This window comes from Klebsiella planticola ATCC 33531, assembly GCF_000735435.1.
In the GTDB taxonomy this organism is placed as follows: domain Bacteria; phylum Pseudomonadota; class Gammaproteobacteria; order Enterobacterales; family Enterobacteriaceae; genus Klebsiella; species Klebsiella planticola.
The window spans coordinates 35,516-52,317 of the sequence record NZ_JMPP01000007.1 but is presented as its reverse complement, the minus strand read 5'-3'; the positions used below and the strand labels follow the sequence as shown (position 1 = coordinate 52,317).

Below are 16,802 nucleotides of genomic sequence, written 5' to 3'. Positions count from 1 at the left end.
AGCGTCTCCGGGGTTAGTACCATCTCCGCCTAGTGTAATGGATTTAGCCGATGGATTTTCGGCTTTGCTCCCGCGCAGACAAACAACGGGGAAAAATATTACTCGGGAATAAACCCGGTTTTACCTTCGATGACCACGGAGACGGACACCGCTTTTTGCTCCTCCAGCGACTGCAGGCTCTTCTCATAGCTGCCTTTAAGGATTTGGAAAGCATCGGCACCCAGCACGGTTCTCAGCGGTGGCTCTGCCTGCTGACTCAAGGTATAGATGGCATCAGCCATTTTTTGCGGGTCACCTGCGTTACTCTCTTCGCCGTGTTCGGCAATCCAGCGACGCAGTTGGCCCACGGTACCGTTTTTGTAGGCGTCGGATTCTTCAGTCCAGCGCACATTCGCCTGGAAGTTCGTTTTAATGGAGCCGGGCTCAATGATTTGCACCTTGATATTGAACTCCGTCACTTCCTGCGCCGTGCTTTCAGCAAACCCTTCAAGTCCATATTTCGCGGCATGATAGAACGCACCACCAGGGAAAGCGACGCGGCCGCCCATGCTGGTGATATAGATCAGCCGTCCTTGTTTTTTAGCGCGCAATGCTGGCAGGAATGCGCGGGTAATATGTACCGGGGAGAGCAGGTTCAGGGCAAACTGGTGCTCAATTTCCTGTTCGGTGAACTCTTCCATCGCCCCGATTATCGCCCCGCCGGCGTTGTTAACGATGACATCGCTATCGGCGTGCTTTTTCGCGATAGCAGGCAGGCGGGCATAATCGGTCACATCCAGTTTCTCGGTGATAAGCTGTCCGGCAAACTGCTGCTGCAGTTCGGCCAGCGCGGCGGGGTTACGCACCGCGGCCACGACGGTATTCCCCGCCTCCAGCACACGACGGGTCAGCGCCAGACCCAGGCCACCGGATGCTCCGGTAATAAACCACTTTTCAGTTTTAGACGTCATCTTTGTATCCTCGGTTGATAAGCTCGGCGCATGGCCTGGCGGTGAGTTGCTGCGTTTGTCATGGCCATTAATTAAATGACTGACTACTCACTCAATTATATGGCTGGCGATTTAATTTGCAATACGCAGAGATAAAATTTATTAAAGCGTGAAGAGGGGATGAGAAGAAAAATTATATTTATCAAATAAATGAATCAATATAAAACCCAGGGTGAGCCTTTTCGCTGGGCCCGGGAAGCGCTAGCGCAATCGCCAGTGGCGGGAGTCATTAGGGCAAACGAGCAAAAATATGTTGCCACTGTCGGCCAGTTGATAAGCTTTTTCATCCGGTTTAGCTGCACGGATTTTAGCGCCATCGAGCGCCAGGGGTGGGGGGCTCCTGAGAGTAAAAGGGGGATAAATTTTATCGAATCAGACGATACGCGCAGTTGTACCCTCGTAAGGGATTTGCTGTGGGGTGAAGTTGATTGAGTTGGGTGGAGTTAAGATATTGTAGAAGTGTTGATTTCTGCGGGCTTAGAATGCAAAAACGGACCTCCGTAGAGGTCCGTTAATATGAATTTTGGTGCCCGGACTCGGAATCGAACCAAGGACACGGGGATTTTCAATCCCCTGCTCTACCGACTGAGCTATCCGGGCAACGGGGCGCATTAAACCGTAATCCATCCTGTGCGTCAACCAAATTTCTTGATTTCCCTGCTGATTGCTTAACTTTGCGGCAATTTTGCCGCGAAAGGGACCTTTTGCGGGTTCATCACATCATCCCGTTGTCACCTTCGCGGATTTTCCAGCCGCTGACGGCAGAGATAACGCGGCGTAACCCGGAGACGGAGTAGCCGCCAATGAGGTCTTCGTCTTCTCGCGGCGAGCCGATCATAATTTCCGCATCGACGCCGTGGCGGTAGGCGCCATGATGGCTGATAACGGTGCCAATGAAGCATTTTCCACCGAGCCAGACGGGGATATAGGCCACCGTTTCATAGACGTAGTAAGAGGCGACGCCGCTGTAGTAATTATCCGCTTCCTCTGATGAGGTACCGGGCGGGATAGGGCAGATGGGGCCATCTTCCGCGTGATCTTTTTTATCTTTCAGCAGGTTGCTTTGCATCAGGTCCAGCGATTTGAGTAAATCGTCGCGCTCCTGTGCCGTCAGCGCCGGCGTCAGCGGCTGGCCTTTTTCCGGTGAACTTAGCGTCTCCAGCCTGTAGCGATAGCGGATCGTCACGGCAGGGCTTCTGTCCGTCGGGCTGAAGGGGCGCAGCAGATACAGGTTGTCTTCGCCGAACTGGCCGTTGTACCACAGCGCATACACCTGGCCGTTGATTCTGACCCACTGGTTCCACTGATTGGCGCCGCGGCCGTTGAGGGAAAACAGCGCCCCGGGTACGCCAGCGTCAAAATCATCGTCGTCATCGGTATCGCTATTATCGACGGTATCAAACGTATTATCCCCCCGCCTCAGCACGCCGGTGTAGCTGAAGAGCCCGGTCCCGCCGATATAGCTGTCGATGATTAAATCGCGCTTACCGTCGTTATCAAGATCGACCAGCGTGAAGCTGACCTTGCCGTTTTCTGAGTCAGCGCTGATATCGGAGTGCAGAAAAGCCTGCCACTCATCGTCGCTGATATCGACCGCGGGTTTGTTGGTCGATACCAGAGAGTCATCCGCGTAGGTCAGGGTAAAGTTCGTGACGTGCCCGGTGAGCGGGAACTGCGCGGCAACCTTCTTCAACGCCAGTTCCGGGTCGCTCTTTTGCTCTTTCAGCACGGCGTTATACAGCGCCTTGAGCGCCAGATTATCGGCGTCCTTCTGCTGTTTTGGCCGCACCTGACTGACGAACGTGGGCAGCATCCAGGTGCCGCCAGGGGTGATTTCACGACACATACCGGTCGTGTATTTCAGACTCTGCACGAAGGTTCTGCCGTCCCAGACCCGCTCCTCGCCGTTGACGCAGTCGGCGATGCCGCGCCCTTTCATGAAAAAGGTGATTACGCCATCGGCATAGCTCGATGCATCGGTGGTGATCAGCTGTGGTTTGGCGAGAGGGGTATTCTCCACCACCCACATGGCGTAGCCGTCGTTATAGGCGGCACGCCAGCACAGGGCCTCGATTAGCGAATGGGTTTTATCGAGGGGGGTTGCGGTGATCTGCCGCTCCTGCGACGGAATATCTTTATTTTGCCAGTCATCACAGCGGCTGTTCAGCAACGGGGTCAGCGCTGGCAGCAGCTTCTGCCGCTGCTTTGCCGTCAGCGGTTCGCTCTGGGCGTTGCGGATCGTCGGGGCGGCGATAATTTCCGGAGCCGGAACGGCGCTGAGCGTGTTGTCATCGTCGACATCGCCTTTTCGCACCAGCGCATCTGCGCTGCCCAGGCGCTGCTGAAACTCATCAATCTTCAGAAACACCGCACTGCTGCCCGCGCCGGAGAGCGGTTTACGCTGGCCGTTAAGGGCAATCTCGATGTGATTGTCATGCTCCAGCGCCTGAATCAGGGCGGCGGTCTGGCTGCTATCGAAGCGAAAATGGCTGTCGTCTTTGGCCTCAAGCGTACCGCGATCCTGATTGTCGATCAGCAGGTTAACCGTGGCGTCCTGGGGAATATCATGATCGGTCTGAGCGAAGGTCACCTGAGCGCTTACGCGCTGTCCGGCGCCCGCATTACGGGTCAACAGGACGCTGATTTCTCCCATGTTGACACCATAACCTGCGGCCCGACAGGTGCCGGTGTTATCGCAGGCGACTTCCCAGTCTTTATGCGCGAAAGAAAAACCCTGAACAGGCGCGGCCAGGAGCGATGCAGGGCATAGCCCCATGATGGCAGCCCATAGGAGAGGACGCATATAAATCCCTGTAGACATATCGATGTAGGGGGAATTATACCCTTCGCACTCCAAGTTGCATCTCTGTTGACAACCCGTACGGCACTCAATTACCTACGGCCGGTCAGAGGGCGGGGACGCGGTTGCCCTGACGCGTCCTCTTGCGGGGGAGAGATATGCGGATTCGCATCGGGAAAGGCACAATCAGGTTAATGCGCCACCCGCACGACATTGGGCAAAACGCAGAATATCTTCCGCCAGACGCTGGGCGGTATCGACATCCGCCTGGCTGCGTTTTATCAGCAGACGGCTCAGGCAGCCTTCGACAATCAGCTCCATCTGTTTGGCCACCATCGCCGGGTCGTCCACTTCCAGCTGGGTCAGCAGTTCGTGGGTATTGGCCAGAGACGCCTGCTTTTGTTGCTCCGCCAGCTGATGGATAGGGTGCTGGGCGTCCGGATAAAAGGTGCAGGCGGCGATAAACAGGCAGCCGGGATAGCGATGGTTGCTCACGCATTGGGTTAATGCGCCGTAGCGCGCCAACAGCTTTTGCTCCGGCGTGAGCGTGTCATCGAGCAGCAGCTGACGGCGCCAGGCATCAACCTGATGACTGAGGTAACGCAGCGCATCGTACAGCAGCGCTTCACGATCGGGCCAGAAACGTTTGAGGTCAGCGAGCGGGTAAGAGACGCGTTCGGCGACCATTTCCAGCGTGGTGTTGGCAATACCTTCAATTTCGAGAATTTGTATGGCTTCACCCAGGACATCTTCACGTTGCACGGTCTTCTCCTCCATTTTTCCTCCTAAAGTGTCGTTCACGGTTGCCAATCGTGCAAATGGGCGCTGAATGTCGCCGCATCCATAAAGCCGGTGACGCGCTGCGCGGGCTGCTCTTCGCCCTGCGCATTAAAGAACAGAATGGTCGGCAAGCCGAGCACCTTCAGGTGTTTCAGCAGTGCCACATCCTCGGCGCTGTTCTTGGTCACGTCTATCTGCAACAGAACGGTCTCTTTCAGGGCCTGTTGTACTTCGGTCGAGCTAAAGGTGTATTTTTCAAACTCTTTGCAGGCGACGCACCAGTCGGCGTACAGGTCGAGCATAACCGGTTTACCCTTTGCCTGCGCCAGCGCCTGGTCGAGCTCTGCGATGTTAGCGACCCGCGTAAAGGCCAGATGTGACTGCTGCCGGGCTACCGGATCGCCAAAAGCCCAGTCCTGCAGCGGACGCGCGCTGACCAGCGCCGCACCGAGCAGAATGATTTGCACGAGGCGCAGCCAGGGGCGGGATGCGCCGAGCGCGGTAATAAAAGCCCAGCTAAAGAAGGCCACGCCCAGCAGCGACCACAGGCGCAGGCCCCAGGGCTCGCCGACGATACGCTCCAGCAAAAAAACCGGCAGCGCCAGGATCACAAACCCGAACGCGGTCTTCACATGGCTCATCCACGGGCCGCTCTTCGGCAGCAGACGGTTGCCAAATACGGTGACGAGGATCAGCGGCAGCCCCATGCCCAACGCATACAAATACAGCGTACCGCCGCCGAGCCACAGGTTGCCGCTCTGGGCAATATACAGCAGGATGGCGCTCAGCGGCGCGGTGGTGCAGGGCGAACAGATCAGCCCGGCAATGGCTCCCATCGCAAAGACGCCGCCGGGTGAACCACCCTGGCGTTTGTTGCTCATCAGCGTCAGGCGGGTTTGCAGCGATGAGGGCAGCTGCAGCGTGAACAGACCAAACATCGACAGCGCCAGCAGGATAAAGACCGCAGACAGGGCAATCAGTACGTACGGATGCTGCAACGCCGCCTGAAACTGCAAACCGGCGGCGGCGACCACCAGCCCCAGCGCGGTATAGGTCAGCGCCATCCCCTGCACGTAGATAAACGCCAGCAGCAGCGCTCGTCCGGTAGAGAGCCGCTGTTTGCCGCCGAGGACAATACCCGAGATCAGCGGATACATCGGCAGCACGCACGGCGTGAAGGCGATACCGATACCTATCAGCAGCGCCCATAGCGCGGAGAAGGGCAGGCTGGCTGGCGCATTATCGCCGGCGTCGCTCTTCTCTTGTTGGACAGGCTGCTCGGGTTGCGAGGCCAGCTCAGGACGCTTTTCCACCGGCAGCGGCGGATTAAATTTGGGTTGTCCGGACGCGGGGAGCGCCGGATGGGCGGGGACCGACTCGCTGCCGGAGGCGGCCAGTACCGTGCGAAGCGGCACCACTTTCGTCTCTGGCGGATAGCAAAAGCCCGCGTCGGCGCAGCCCTGATATGTCACGGTGAGCGTTGCCCCTTTTTCCGCCTGGCTCAGCGTCACCGGGATGGTCAGCCGCTGGCGGTAAATCTCACTTTTGCCGTAAAACTCATCTTCATGCCAGGTGCCGGGCGGCAGCGTCGGCGCGGCGAGGGTGGCATTCGCCGGCGTCAGTTTGATCTGCTGGCGGTAGAGATAGTAACCCTCTTTGATTTGCCAGGTCAGGTTGAGGTCCCGCTGACTCTGCTGGAAATCAAAGGCAAAAGCCTGGTCTGCGGGAACAAAGTCAGAACGCCCGGGGGCGTCAAATAAGCCGGCGAAAGCGGATGTGCTGCAGAGCAGCAGAATCAGCGTAATGATGCGTTGAGCCATGAGAGGTAATCAGTGTCTCCGTGAGTGACGGGTAAAACCAGTAATTCGGGGGTTTGATACGGGTGATGGGACTTCAGGCAATCCAGTAACGCCTGCTGGTGAGCCCGGTCGGTTTTCAGCAGCATTTGCACTTCATACTCCTGCTCCAGCTTGCCTTCCCAGTAGTAGAGCGATGTCGCTCCAGGCAGGAGCGTGGCACAGGCGGCGAGCTTTTCGGCCAGCACTTTGGCCGCCAGATCCTGGGCAGTGGCTTCATCAGGCGCGGTACAGAGAACAACAACAGCATCAGGCGTAGTCATCGTGAACCTCGTATCAGCGAAAAGAGGCACTATAGCACGCACGATGAGGGGAATAATGAAACGGGCCAGAAACTGGCCCGAATTTAAGCAGATTTACAGCATGATGCCGCCAATGATGAACCCCAGAATGACGCACAGGGTGATGGCAATCACCCCTGGGATCAAGAACGCATGGTTAAAGACATACTTGCCGATACGCGTTGACCCGGTGTCGTCCATTTCGACCGCCGCCAGCAGCGTAGGATAGGTCGGCAGCACGAACAGCGCGGAGACGGCAGCAAACGAGGCGATGGCGGTCAGCGGGGTGACGCCAAGCAGCAGCGCAGCCGGCATCAGCGCTTTGGTGGTCGCGGCCTGGGAGTAGAGCAGGGTCGCGGCGAAGAACAGCACCACCGCCAGCAGCCACGGATAGTTGTGCAGCAGGTCGCCGGCTACGGTCTGGATGTCGGTGATATGCGCTTTGACGAAGGTATCGCCCAGCCAGGCGACGCCCAGGACACAGACGCAGGCGCTCATCCCGGATTTAAAGGTGCTGGCGTTGAGCACTTCGCTGGTGTCGATTTTGCAGGTGACGCTAATCAGCGTGGCGATGGTCAGCATGAACACTACGATCGCTTCGTTACGCGGCAGCACCGGGTTCTGAATCAGCCCGACGGTATCGCTGATGGCGGTGGCGTAGAACATGACCGCCACGATGCCGATCAGAAACAGCAGCACCGAACGTTTTGCATGCGGCTTCAGCTCGAAAACCTGGCTCCCGCGCAGCTTCACTTCACCTTTTGCCAGACGCTCCTGATAAATCGGGTCGTCTTTCAGTTCGCAGCCGAGGAAGTTACAGACAACCGCCGTGATCATTACCGCAATCAGCGTCACCGGAATACAGATGGCCAGCAGCGTCAGATAGCTCACGCCCAGAGGTTCGAGGATCCCGGCAAAAAAGACCACCGCAGCGGAAATCGGCGAGGCGGTAATGGCAATCTGCGAGGCGACGACGGCGATAGACAGCGGGCGGGACGGGCGAATGCCCTGCTCCTTCGCAACCTCGGTAATCACCGGCAGGGTAGAGAACGCGGTATGACCCGTTCCCGCCAGGACGGTCATAAACCAGGTGACCAGCGGAGCAAGGAAGGTAATGTATTTCGGATGGCGTCTGAGCATACGCTCGGCAAGACTGACCAGATAATCCATGCCTCCGGCCACCTGCATGGCGGCAATAGCGGCGATAACCGCCATGATGATTTCAATGACGTCGAAGGGGATCGCGCCAGGTTTGATTTGAAAGAGGAGCGTCAGGACGAGGACGCCCAGACCACCGGCAAAGCCGATGCCGATACCGCCGAGCCTGGCCCCCAGGTAAATCGCCAGCAGGACAATCACGAGTTCTGCACCAAACATATACGCCTTCCTTGTTTTTTAACAAGTTGATATTGAATTGTTGTGATTTAGTAAACCTAAAAAAGCAAAAAAGGCATGTCATTGCTGACATGCCTTTGGCTAGTTTAACCTGAAAGCTTACTGTTCGCTTTCATCGGTATAACGCTTCGCTTTATAGGCCGGATGCATCAGGTTTTGTGGAGAGAAAATATCGTCCAGCTCCGCTTCGGTCAGTAATCCACGCTCCAGGACAACCTCCCTTACGCTCTTGCCGGTTTCGGCGCAAATCTTGCCGACAATATCGCCATTGTGGTGGCCGATAAACGGGTTGAGGTAGGTGACGATACCGATGGAGTTATACACATAGCCTTCGCACACCGCTTTATTGGCGGTGATGCCGTTAATGCATTTTTCCAGCAGGTTGTAGCAGGCGTTAGTCAGGATGTGGATAGATTCAAACATCGCCTGGCCAATAACCGGCTCCATCACGTTCAGCTGCAGCTGACCGGCTTCCGAGGCCATGGTCACCGTGGTGTCGTTGCCAATCACCTTGAAGCAGACCTGGTTGACCACTTCCGGGACGACCGGGTTAACTTTCGCCGGCATGATCGAGGAACCCGCCTGCAGCTCCGGCAGGTTGATTTCGTTCAGACCCGCGCGCGGGCCGGAAGAGAGCAGGCGCAGGTCGTTACAGATTTTGGACAGTTTCACCGCCAGACGCTTCAGCGAGCTGTGTACCATCACGTAGGCACCGCAGTCGGAGGTGGCTTCAATCAGATCTTCCGCCGGAATCACCGGCAGGCCGCTGACTTCCGCCAGTTTTTGTACCGCCAGCTGCTGGTAGCCATCCGGCGTATTCAGGCGCGTACCGATGGCGGTGGCGCCGAGGTTAACTTCGAGCAGCAGCTCTCCGGTGCGCAGAATGCTTTTGATTTCTTCATTCAGCAGAACATTAAACGCGTGGAACTCCTGGCCGAGCGTCATCGGCACGGCGTCCTGCAGCTGGGTACGACCCATTTTCAGGACATCCTGGAATTCGACGGCTTTATTCTGGAAACCGTCACCCAGCTGGTTGATGGCGTCGGTTAATTTCAGCAGGGACGCATAAACCGCGATACGGAAACCGGTCGGGTAGGCATCGTTGGTGGACTGGCATTTGTTAACGTGGTCGTTCGGGTTCAGATACTGATATTCACCTTTCTGATGGCCCATCAGCTCAAGGCCAATATTGGCCAGCACTTCATTGGTGTTCATGTTGACGGACGTCCCTGCGCCGCCCTGGAACACATCAACCGGGAACTGGTCCATGCATTTACCGTTATTCAGAACTTCATCGCATGCGGCAATAATGGTATTCGCGACGCTTTTAGGAATGGTTTGCAGTTCCTTGTTGGCCATCGCGGCGGCCTTTTTGACCATCACCATGCCACGCACGAACTCGGGGATATCGCTGATTTTGCTATTGCTGATGTAGAAGTTTTCAATCGCTCTCAGAGTATGAACACCATAGTAGGCGTCAGCTGGAACTTCCCTGGTACCCAACAGGTCTTCTTCGATACGAATGTTGTTTAACATGTGAACCTTCTTTTTCAAGCTGCCAATGAATTCACCAAATACGCAGAATTTATGGGATTTTGCGCATTTTCTTGCCGAAGATTATTTCCTTAATCGGCCCGGTGCCCACGATCATATGCTGATGATAGCGAATGTCAGCAACCTTGATCACTTATTATGTCGAGAAGGGTATAAGAATTATTAATCTGTGAAATGAGTCACCGCTTTACCGTTCCTGGAAAAAATAAGCGCTTCTGCCGATTGAAATGTGCTGTTTGAGCCCAATATTGATGTGATGCGAAAAGCACACCGATGACTGCGGGGGCCGATAGTGAACCCCGCTAATGAAGGAGACGCCAGTGCGTTGGATTCCGTTTATTGCTATTTTTTTATACGTTTACATTGAGATATCGATCTTTATCCAGGTGGCTCACGTGCTTGGCGTTCTGTTGACGCTGATTCTGGTGATCTTTAGCTCGGTGGTCGGTATGTCGCTGGTGCGCAACCAGGGCTTTAAAAACTTTATGCTGATGCAGCAGAAAATGGCGGCTGGTGAAAGTCCGGCGGCAGAAATGATTAAAAGCGTCTCGCTGATTATCGCCGGTCTGCTGCTCTTGCTGCCGGGGTTCTTTACCGATTTCCTCGGCCTGCTGCTTTTGCTGCCGCCGGTACAGAAACACCTGACCCTGAAGCTGATGCCGCACTTACGCTTTAGCCGGATGCCCGGCGGTGGTTTTAGCGCGGGAACCGGAGGCGGTGAGACCTTTGACGGGGAGTTCCAGCGCAAAGATGAAGAGCGCGACCGTCTGGATCATAAAGACGACCGCTAAACCCTCAGGCCCGGCAAGGCCGGGTTGATACGGTGATATAGCTGATGAGCCGGATATGCGTTGCGCTATCCGGCTTTTTTATGGGCTGTTTCATTCTCAATGATGGTGGGGAAGCGCCGCCGGACGGCGCTTTGGTAGCCACAGCCACAGCGCCGTCATCACCAGCAGAGCGTACAGGCTTTTCCAGCCGACCATCGCCAGTAACAACAGGCAGAGCAGGCTCCCGATGAACGCCAGAACCCGATAGCGCCCCCGCAGTAACCGGCAGCCCGCCAGCATGCACAGCAGATAAATCATAATAAAGATGCCGTTGGCATAGACGATCAGCGCATCGAGGTTGATATCCAGCCAGTAGATGGCGAGCGTGCTGATGACACAGCAGCCCAGCACCACGTTGAGCGCATTACGTGGGATTTGCTGCGGCGAGAGGCGGGCGAGATAGCTTTCTGGCTTGTACTGCGCCTGCGACCAGACCAGACGGGCAAAACTCTGGATATAGATATTGAGGCTGGCGAAGCAGGCGAGATAGCCAATGACGCAGGCGATCCACAGTGCCTGCACGCCAAACAGGCGCACCACGATATTGGGCAGCGATGCGGCGGCGGCCATATCGCTGCCGAAGGCGTGAAAATGCAGGACCAGTACGGTACAGGCCCAGTAAACGGAGCCCGCCAGCAGCAGGCCGATCATGAGTGCACGGGGGAAATCGCGCTCCGGGCGTTTAAATTCCGATGCCAGATGGGCGAAGGCTTCAAGGCCGACGAAACACCAGAACATCACCGACAGGGCGGCAAAAAGGCGGGAGCGATCGATATCCGCCGGCGCCGGAAAGGGGATTTGCGCCGGGCTAATCCCGCCGCGCCACCAGATAGCGACGATCAGCGCGACGATCAGAACCGCTACCAGCGTTTGTAGATTCGCGCTGGAGCTTGCGCCCCGCGACCCGAGCCACCAGATGATGGCCAGCGTCCCCAGCTCCGCGAGCAGCAGCTGGCTGTCGTGCCAGCCAAACAGCGCCTGGCCGAAGCCGGTGGCGATATGCAGCGCCGCCGGTAGCCCAACCGGAATGACCGACAGGAACAGCCAGCCGGTGACGCGTTCCATATGGGAACCAAATGCCATATTGACGAAGTGTGCCACGCCGCCCGCGCTGGGGAAGTGACGGCCAAGGACGGCAAAGACGATAGCGATCGGGAAGACCAGTAAAATGAGCGCGGGCCAGGCCCACAGGCTGTTATCTCCCGCCACCAGTGCGGCAAGAGCGGGAACGGCAAAGACGCCGGTGCCGAGTAGCGACGTAGAAAGCAGCCCCACTCCCTGAGCCAGACCTAACTCCTGTTTTAAACCACTCATGATGCCATCCTGCCCTGACAAAAGATCGATGGTATCACAATCGTTTTTGCTTATGACGATGGCAAACCGGCATCTGTTTCTGTGCGTCAGCGCACGAGGAAAAATTTTTTTTTAACTTTCCCCCTTGAAGCGCGAAAACCCACCCCCATCTCTCAGGCACTAGCCGGAAAACCGTATACGGGCCGGTGTCACCCATAACTGATAATGACTTTCTCAAAGGAGAGCTATCAATGAGTATTCGTCCGTTACATGATCGTGTGATCGTCAAACGTAAAGAAGTTGAAACCAAATCTGCAGGCGGCATCGTTCTGACCGGTTCTGCGGCAGCCAAATCAACTCGTGGCGAAATCATCGCTGTCGGTAAGGGCCGCATCCTGGAAAACGGAACTGTGCAGCCGCTGGACGTTAAAGTTGGCGACATCGTTATTTTCAACGACGGCTACGGTGTGAAATCTGAAAAAATCGACAATGAAGAAGTGCTGATCATGTCTGAAAGCGACATTCTGGCAATTGTTGAAGCGTAATTCGCGCGCGAAACTGAACGAATTTGAGGAATAGAAAAAATGGCAGCTAAAGACGTAAAATTCGGTAACGACGCTCGTGTAAAAATGCTGCGCGGCGTGAACGTACTGGCAGATGCAGTGAAAGTGACCCTGGGCCCGAAAGGCCGTAACGTGGTTCTGGATAAATCTTTCGGTGCACCGACCATCACCAAAGATGGTGTTTCCGTAGCGCGTGAAATCGAGCTGGAAGACAAGTTCGAAAACATGGGCGCGCAGATGGTGAAAGAAGTTGCCTCTAAAGCGAACGACGCTGCAGGTGACGGTACCACCACCGCAACCGTACTGGCTCAGGCTATCATCGCAGAAGGCCTGAAAGCCGTTGCTGCTGGCATGAACCCGATGGATCTGAAACGCGGTATCGACAAAGCTGTCGTGGCTGCCGTTGAAGAACTGAAAACGCTCTCCGTACCGTGCTCCGACTCTAAAGCTATCGCTCAGGTTGGTACCATCTCCGCTAACTCCGATGAAACCGTAGGTAAACTGATCGCGGAAGCGATGGACAAAGTCGGTAAAGAAGGCGTTATCACCGTTGAAGACGGTACCGGTCTGGAAGACGAACTGGACGTTGTTGAAGGTATGCAGTTCGACCGTGGCTACCTCTCCCCGTACTTCATCAACAAGCCGGAAACTGGCGCTGTTGAACTGGAAAGCCCGTTCATCCTGCTGGCTGACAAAAAAGTCTCCAACATCCGCGAAATGCTGCCGGTTCTGGAAGCCGTTGCGAAAGCAGGCAAACCGCTGGTTATCATCGCTGAAGACGTTGAAGGCGAAGCGCTGGCCACTCTGGTGGTCAACACCATGCGCGGTATCGTGAAAGTCGCTGCTGTTAAAGCACCGGGCTTCGGCGACCGTCGTAAAGCTATGCTGCAGGACATCGCTACCCTGACTGGCGGTACCGTCATCTCTGAAGAGATTGGTATGGAGCTGGAAAAAGCGACGCTGGAAGACCTGGGTCAGGCGAAACGCGTTGTGATCAACAAAGACACCACCACCATCATCGATGGCGTGGGTGAAGAAGGCGCAATTCAGGGCCGCGTTGCTCAGATCCGTAAGCAGATCGAAGAAGCGACCTCTGACTACGACCGTGAAAAACTGCAGGAGCGCGTAGCGAAACTGGCTGGCGGCGTTGCGGTAATCAAAGTCGGTGCAGCGACCGAAGTTGAAATGAAAGAGAAAAAAGCGCGCGTTGACGATGCTCTGCACGCAACCCGTGCTGCGGTAGAAGAAGGTGTTGTTGCCGGTGGTGGCGTTGCGCTGGTGCGCGTTGCCGCTAAACTGGCTGGCCTGACCGCTCAGAACGAAGATCAGAACGTCGGTATCAAAGTTGCGCTGCGCGCAATGGAAGCTCCGCTGCGTCAGATCGTGTCTAACGCCGGCGAAGAGCCGTCTGTTGTTGCTAACAACGTGAAAGCGGGTGAAGGCAACTACGGTTATAACGCGGCAACTGAAGAATACGGCAACATGATCGACTTCGGTATCCTGGACCCGACTAAAGTGACGCGTTCTGCTCTGCAGTACGCTGCATCCGTTGCTGGTCTGATGATCACCACCGAGTGCATGGTGACCGACCTGCCGAAAAGCGACGCAGCCGATTTAGGCGCTGCTGGCGGCATGGGTGGCATGGGCGGTATGGGCGGCATGATGTAATCGTGCGCTATACCCCTTAGAAACAAAGAAACCCCCGGGCAGAAATGCTCGGGGGTTTTTCTTTTTCTCATCTTTTTAGTATAAGGTGTACATCCGGGCCAGCGCGTCCAGCTCATTGATCATGGGGAATAACATGCAGGTAAGATATTTAGCAGGGATTGTCGGCGCAGCATTATTGTTAGCGGGTTGCAGTTCCAGCAACGAACTGAGCTCAGGCGGACAGAGCGTACGCTTTGTTGAAGATAAGCCGGGTGCGGATTGCCAGCTGTTGGGGACCGCGACGGGCAAGCAGAGCAACTGGCTGTCCGGGCAGAACGGTGATGAAGGCGGCTCCATGCGTGGCGCAGCTAACGCGCTGCGCAACCAGGCTGCGGCGATGGGCGGCAACGTGATTTATGGCGTGAGCAGCCCGACGCAGAATCTGCTGTCGAGCTTTGTGCCAACCGATAGCGAAATGAACGGCCAGGTCTATAAGTGCCCGAACTGATTTGATTCCGGGCCTCTGCCGTCGATGGTCAGAGGGCCCGGGCGATCTCCACGCGTTCAGTCAGTCTGTGAATCGGCGGTCTGCCAGCTTTTCCCCGGCAGACCTTTTCACGAATGTTGTTTTAAGCCCAAATCCAGCGGTGTCTTACTTGGCTCACCGCCGATTTCCCGCGCCAGTCTTGGCACCATATACCCTGAAACCAGCGTCAGCAGCTCACGCATGATGGCGCGGGCCTCTTCATCTTCGACCATAAAATGGGCCGCGCCCTGGACTTTATCCAGCACGTGCAGGTAATAAGGCATGACGCCGGCATCGAACAGGGCATTGCTCAGAGCGGCCAGCGTGTGCGCATTGTCGTTGACGCCGCGCAGCAGAACGCTTTGATTCAGCAGCGTGACACCGGCTTGACGCAAGCGCGCCATCGCAGCGCGGAAATCGGCATCAATCTCATTGGCGTGGTTGATATGATTGACCAGCAGCACCTGCAGCGATGAGCTGGCAAAGCGTGCGGCCAGCGCATCGGTAATCCGCGCCGGGATGACGACGGGCAGGCGGCTGTGAATGCGCAGACGCTTAATGTGCGGGATCGCTTCCAGCTGAGTGAGCAGCCAGTCCAGCTCATGATCTTTCGCCATCAGCGGGTCGCCGCCGGAAAAAATAATCTCATCGAGCTGCGGGTGCGCGGCAATGTACTCCAGCGCCGCCTGCCAGTTACGCTTATTGCCTTGATTTTCGGCATAAGGGAAGTGTCTGCGGAAACAATAGCGGCAATTTACCGCGCAGCCGCCCTTGACCAGCAGCAGCGCCCGGTTGCGGTATTTATGCAGCAGACCGGGTACCACGCTGTGCTGTTCCTCCAGCGGATCGGTGGAAAAACCCGGCGCTGAAATAAACTCATCTTGTGAGGTAAGTACCTGACGAAGCAGGGGATCGTTGGGATTTCCCGGCTCCATACGGGCGATAAATGCCCGCGGCACGCGCAGGGCGAAGAGGCGTTTTGCCTCGCGTCCCGCCAGCAGGTTCGCATCAGCGTCTACATTTAAAAGATGCAACAGTTCATCGGGACTGGTCACAACATCTGCAAGTTGCGTTAACCAATCTTCTCTGGATGGGGTATTTAGGGTTACAATATGCGCCATTTTGTGGCTTAGCTACCAATTAACAAATTTAGAGGGCCTTATGGCGACTTACTATAGCAACGATTTTCGTGCCGGTCTTAAAATCATGATGGACGGCGAACCTTATGCCGTTGAAGCCAGTGAATTCGTAAAACCAGGCAAAGGCCAGGCTTTTGCCCGCGTTAAGCTGCGCCGTCTGCTGACCGGGACTCGCGTAGAGAAAACCTTCAAATCTACCGATTCCGCCGAAGGCGCAGACGTTGTTGATATGAACCTGACTTACCTGTACAACGACGGTGAGTTCTATCACTTCATGAACAACTCCACTTTCGAGCAGCTGGCTGCCGATGCGAAAGCCGTAGGCGATAACGCAAAATGGCTGCTGGATCAGGCTGAGTGCATCGTGACCCTGTGGAACGGTCAGCCTATCTCCGTCACCCCGCCGAACTTCGTTGAGCTGGAAATCGTGGAAACCGATCCAGGCCTGAAAGGTGATACCGCAGGTACCGGCGGTAAACCGGCGACGCTGTCTACTGGCGCAGTGGTTAAAGTACCGCTGTTCGTTCAGATTGGCGAAGTCATCAAAGTGGATACTCGCTCTGGCGAATACGTATCCCGCGTGAAGTAATTCATGCCATAGAGGGTTGGCGCAGCAGCGCGCTGCGCCTGCTATAGCCCTCAAGAGAATAGCCGTTAAGGAAACAGCAGCTCATTAACCGCAGGCAGGGAAGATGAACAACGCGATAAAACTTCTGCTGGTGCTCTCTCTGAGCGCAATATTGCTTACCGGATGCAATACCGCCCGCGGCGTTGGCGAAGACATCCAGGGGCTGGGGCATGCGATTTCGCGTGCGGTCAGCTAAGCGCCTTTTGGCCCGATCTTTTGCTTTGATCACCGCTTCGCTGTACCGTTTCGCTTACACCTTCCGCTAATTCACTCCTTTTCTCTTAAAAAACGCTGAGATTCCGCCATCCTGGGTCAGGTTGTCTATGCTTATAGGGCACGATAACTAAAACTGGTAATAAGGATGATATTATGGTGAAAAAAGCAATTGCAGCGTTCTTTACGGTTTTGGCCCTCTCTTCTGTGCTGACCGCATGTAATACAACACGTGGTGTGGGTCAGGATATTTCAGAAGGCGGCAGTGCCATTTCTGGGGCTGCGACAAAAGCTCAGCAATAGACCCT

General features: G+C 55.8%; 16 protein-coding genes, 1 tRNA gene and 1 pseudogene. 7 read left to right on the top strand and 11 right to left on the bottom strand.

Annotated features, from left to right (window positions below; genetic code table 11):
* Nucleotides 1-98: 98 nt before the first annotated feature.
* The 9 genes and pseudogenes from GRPL_RS22825 to aspA all read right to left on the bottom strand — a co-directional run bounded on the left by GRPL_RS22825 (nt 99) and on the right by aspA (nt 9,637).
* A complete protein-coding gene (locus GRPL_RS22825; RefSeq protein ID WP_032698346.1) occupies nt 99-950 on the bottom strand; it encodes an SDR family NAD(P)-dependent oxidoreductase in 852 nt (283 codons plus the stop codon).
* Between the two features lie 243 nt (nt 951-1,193).
* Nucleotides 1,194-1,316: pseudogene (locus GRPL_RS28190) on the bottom strand (tyrosine-type recombinase/integrase); the annotation flags it as partial.
* 197 nt (nt 1,317-1,513) lie between these two features.
* Nucleotides 1,514-1,589: transfer RNA gene (locus GRPL_RS22830), tRNA-Phe, on the bottom strand.
* Nucleotides 1,590-1,704: 115 nt separating this feature from the next.
* Entirely contained in the window at nt 1,705-3,792 is a 2,088-nt protein-coding gene (locus tag GRPL_RS22835; protein ID WP_032698344.1) for a DUF1176 domain-containing protein, read from the bottom strand.
* A 183-nt stretch (nt 3,793-3,975) separates the two neighbouring features.
* The gene (locus GRPL_RS22840; protein WP_015585335.1) at nt 3,976-4,551 is read right to left on the bottom strand and encodes a transcriptional regulator; all 576 of its coding nucleotides are present in this window, start codon (nt 4,549-4,551) and stop codon (nt 3,976-3,978) included.
* Between the two features lie 35 nt (nt 4,552-4,586).
* On the bottom strand, nt 4,587-6,389 hold the full coding sequence (locus tag GRPL_RS22845; RefSeq protein WP_032698343.1) for a protein-disulfide reductase DsbD: 1,803 nt from the start codon (nt 6,387-6,389) through the stop codon (nt 4,587-4,589).
* Nucleotides 6,365-6,688, bottom strand: a complete 324-nt coding sequence (gene cutA, locus GRPL_RS22850; protein WP_004856939.1) for a divalent cation tolerance protein CutA — start codon at nt 6,686-6,688, stop codon at nt 6,365-6,367. Before cutA ends, GRPL_RS22845 begins: the two co-directional genes overlap by 25 nt.
* A gap of 93 nt (nt 6,689-6,781) precedes the next feature.
* Entirely contained in the window at nt 6,782-8,083 is a 1,302-nt protein-coding gene (locus GRPL_RS22855; protein ID WP_004856943.1) for an anaerobic C4-dicarboxylate transporter, read from the bottom strand.
* 117 nt (nt 8,084-8,200) lie between these two features.
* The gene (gene aspA / locus GRPL_RS22860; RefSeq protein ID WP_032689857.1) at nt 8,201-9,637 is read right to left on the bottom strand and encodes an aspartate ammonia-lyase; all 1,437 of its coding nucleotides are present in this window, start codon (nt 9,635-9,637) and stop codon (nt 8,201-8,203) included.
* Between the two features lie 338 nt (nt 9,638-9,975).
* Here aspA and GRPL_RS22865 point away from each other — a divergent pair, with 338 nt between their 5' ends.
* The gene (locus tag GRPL_RS22865) at nt 9,976-10,446 is read left to right on the top strand and encodes an FxsA family protein (protein WP_032689856.1); all 471 of its coding nucleotides are present in this window, start codon (nt 9,976-9,978) and stop codon (nt 10,444-10,446) included.
* 96 nt (nt 10,447-10,542) lie between these two features.
* Here the strand turns inward: GRPL_RS22865 and yjeH are convergent, their stop codons facing one another.
* On the bottom strand, nt 10,543-11,799 hold the full coding sequence (gene yjeH, locus GRPL_RS22870; protein WP_032698341.1) for an L-methionine/branched-chain amino acid transporter: 1,257 nt from the start codon (nt 11,797-11,799) through the stop codon (nt 10,543-10,545).
* Nucleotides 11,800-12,029: 230 nt separating this feature from the next.
* On the opposite strand from yjeH, the gene GRPL_RS22875 reads away from it, so the two are divergent.
* The 3 genes from GRPL_RS22875 to GRPL_RS22885 all read left to right on the top strand — a co-directional run bounded on the left by GRPL_RS22875 (nt 12,030) and on the right by GRPL_RS22885 (nt 14,496).
* Nucleotides 12,030-12,323, top strand: a complete 294-nt coding sequence (locus GRPL_RS22875) for a co-chaperone GroES (protein WP_003855929.1) — start codon at nt 12,030-12,032, stop codon at nt 12,321-12,323.
* A 39-nt stretch (nt 12,324-12,362) separates the two neighbouring features.
* Nucleotides 12,363-14,009, top strand: coding sequence for a chaperonin GroEL (groL, locus tag GRPL_RS22880; RefSeq protein ID WP_004856960.1), 1,647 nt, complete (start codon nt 12,363-12,365; stop codon nt 14,007-14,009).
* 133 nt (nt 14,010-14,142) lie between these two features.
* Nucleotides 14,143-14,496, top strand: a complete 354-nt coding sequence (locus tag GRPL_RS22885; RefSeq protein WP_004856962.1) for a DUF4156 domain-containing protein — start codon at nt 14,143-14,145, stop codon at nt 14,494-14,496.
* Nucleotides 14,497-14,603: 107 nt separating this feature from the next.
* Here the strand turns inward: GRPL_RS22885 and epmB are convergent, their stop codons facing one another.
* On the bottom strand, nt 14,604-15,635 hold the full coding sequence (gene epmB / locus GRPL_RS22890; RefSeq protein WP_004856965.1) for an EF-P beta-lysylation protein EpmB: 1,032 nt from the start codon (nt 15,633-15,635) through the stop codon (nt 14,604-14,606).
* A gap of 40 nt (nt 15,636-15,675) precedes the next feature.
* Here epmB and efp point away from each other — a divergent pair, with 40 nt between their 5' ends.
* The 3 genes from efp (at nt 15,676) to ecnB (ending at nt 16,797) form a co-directional block, all read left to right on the top strand.
* The gene (efp, locus tag GRPL_RS22895) at nt 15,676-16,242 is read left to right on the top strand and encodes an elongation factor P (protein ID WP_004856970.1); all 567 of its coding nucleotides are present in this window, start codon (nt 15,676-15,678) and stop codon (nt 16,240-16,242) included.
* A 103-nt stretch (nt 16,243-16,345) separates the two neighbouring features.
* Complete coding sequence (locus tag GRPL_RS22900) at nt 16,346-16,477, top strand: entericidin A/B family lipoprotein (protein ID WP_032689855.1); 132 nt, start codon at nt 16,346-16,348, stop codon at nt 16,475-16,477.
* A gap of 173 nt (nt 16,478-16,650) precedes the next feature.
* Entirely contained in the window at nt 16,651-16,797 is a 147-nt protein-coding gene (ecnB, locus tag GRPL_RS22905; protein ID WP_004097935.1) for a lipoprotein toxin entericidin B, read from the top strand.
* Nucleotides 16,798-16,802 lie beyond the last annotated feature (5 nt).

What these genes read in the sequence shown, in the direction of transcription:
- GRPL_RS22900 (WP_032689855.1), top strand. Translation starts at nt 16,346, where the DNA reads ATGAACAACGCGATAAAACTTCTGCTGGTGCTCTCTCTGAGCGCAATA.
- groL (WP_004856960.1), top strand. Translation starts at nt 12,363, where the DNA reads ATGGCAGCTAAAGACGTAAAATTCGGTAACGACGCTCGTGTAAAAATG.
- epmB (WP_004856965.1), bottom strand. Translation starts at nt 15,635, where the DNA reads ATGGCGCATATTGTAACCCTAAATACCCCATCCAGAGAAGATTGGTTA.
- cutA (WP_004856939.1), bottom strand. Translation starts at nt 6,688, where the DNA reads ATGACTACGCCTGATGCTGTTGTTGTTCTCTGTACCGCGCCTGATGAA.
- ecnB (WP_004097935.1), top strand. Translation starts at nt 16,651, where the DNA reads ATGGTGAAAAAAGCAATTGCAGCGTTCTTTACGGTTTTGGCCCTCTCT.
- GRPL_RS22835 (WP_032698344.1), bottom strand. Translation starts at nt 3,792, where the DNA reads ATGCGTCCTCTCCTATGGGCTGCCATCATGGGGCTATGCCCTGCATCG.
- GRPL_RS22845 (WP_032698343.1), bottom strand. Translation starts at nt 6,389, where the DNA reads ATGGCTCAACGCATCATTACGCTGATTCTGCTGCTCTGCAGCACATCC.
- efp (WP_004856970.1), top strand. Translation starts at nt 15,676, where the DNA reads ATGGCGACTTACTATAGCAACGATTTTCGTGCCGGTCTTAAAATCATG.
- GRPL_RS22855 (WP_004856943.1), bottom strand. Translation starts at nt 8,083, where the DNA reads ATGTTTGGTGCAGAACTCGTGATTGTCCTGCTGGCGATTTACCTGGGG.
- GRPL_RS22825 (WP_032698346.1), bottom strand. Translation starts at nt 950, where the DNA reads ATGACGTCTAAAACTGAAAAGTGGTTTATTACCGGAGCATCCGGTGGC.
- GRPL_RS22875 (WP_003855929.1), top strand. Translation starts at nt 12,030, where the DNA reads ATGAGTATTCGTCCGTTACATGATCGTGTGATCGTCAAACGTAAAGAA.
- aspA (WP_032689857.1), bottom strand. Translation starts at nt 9,637, where the DNA reads ATGTTAAACAACATTCGTATCGAAGAAGACCTGTTGGGTACCAGGGAA.
- GRPL_RS22885 (WP_004856962.1), top strand. Translation starts at nt 14,143, where the DNA reads ATGCAGGTAAGATATTTAGCAGGGATTGTCGGCGCAGCATTATTGTTA.
- yjeH (WP_032698341.1), bottom strand. Translation starts at nt 11,799, where the DNA reads ATGAGTGGTTTAAAACAGGAGTTAGGTCTGGCTCAGGGAGTGGGGCTG.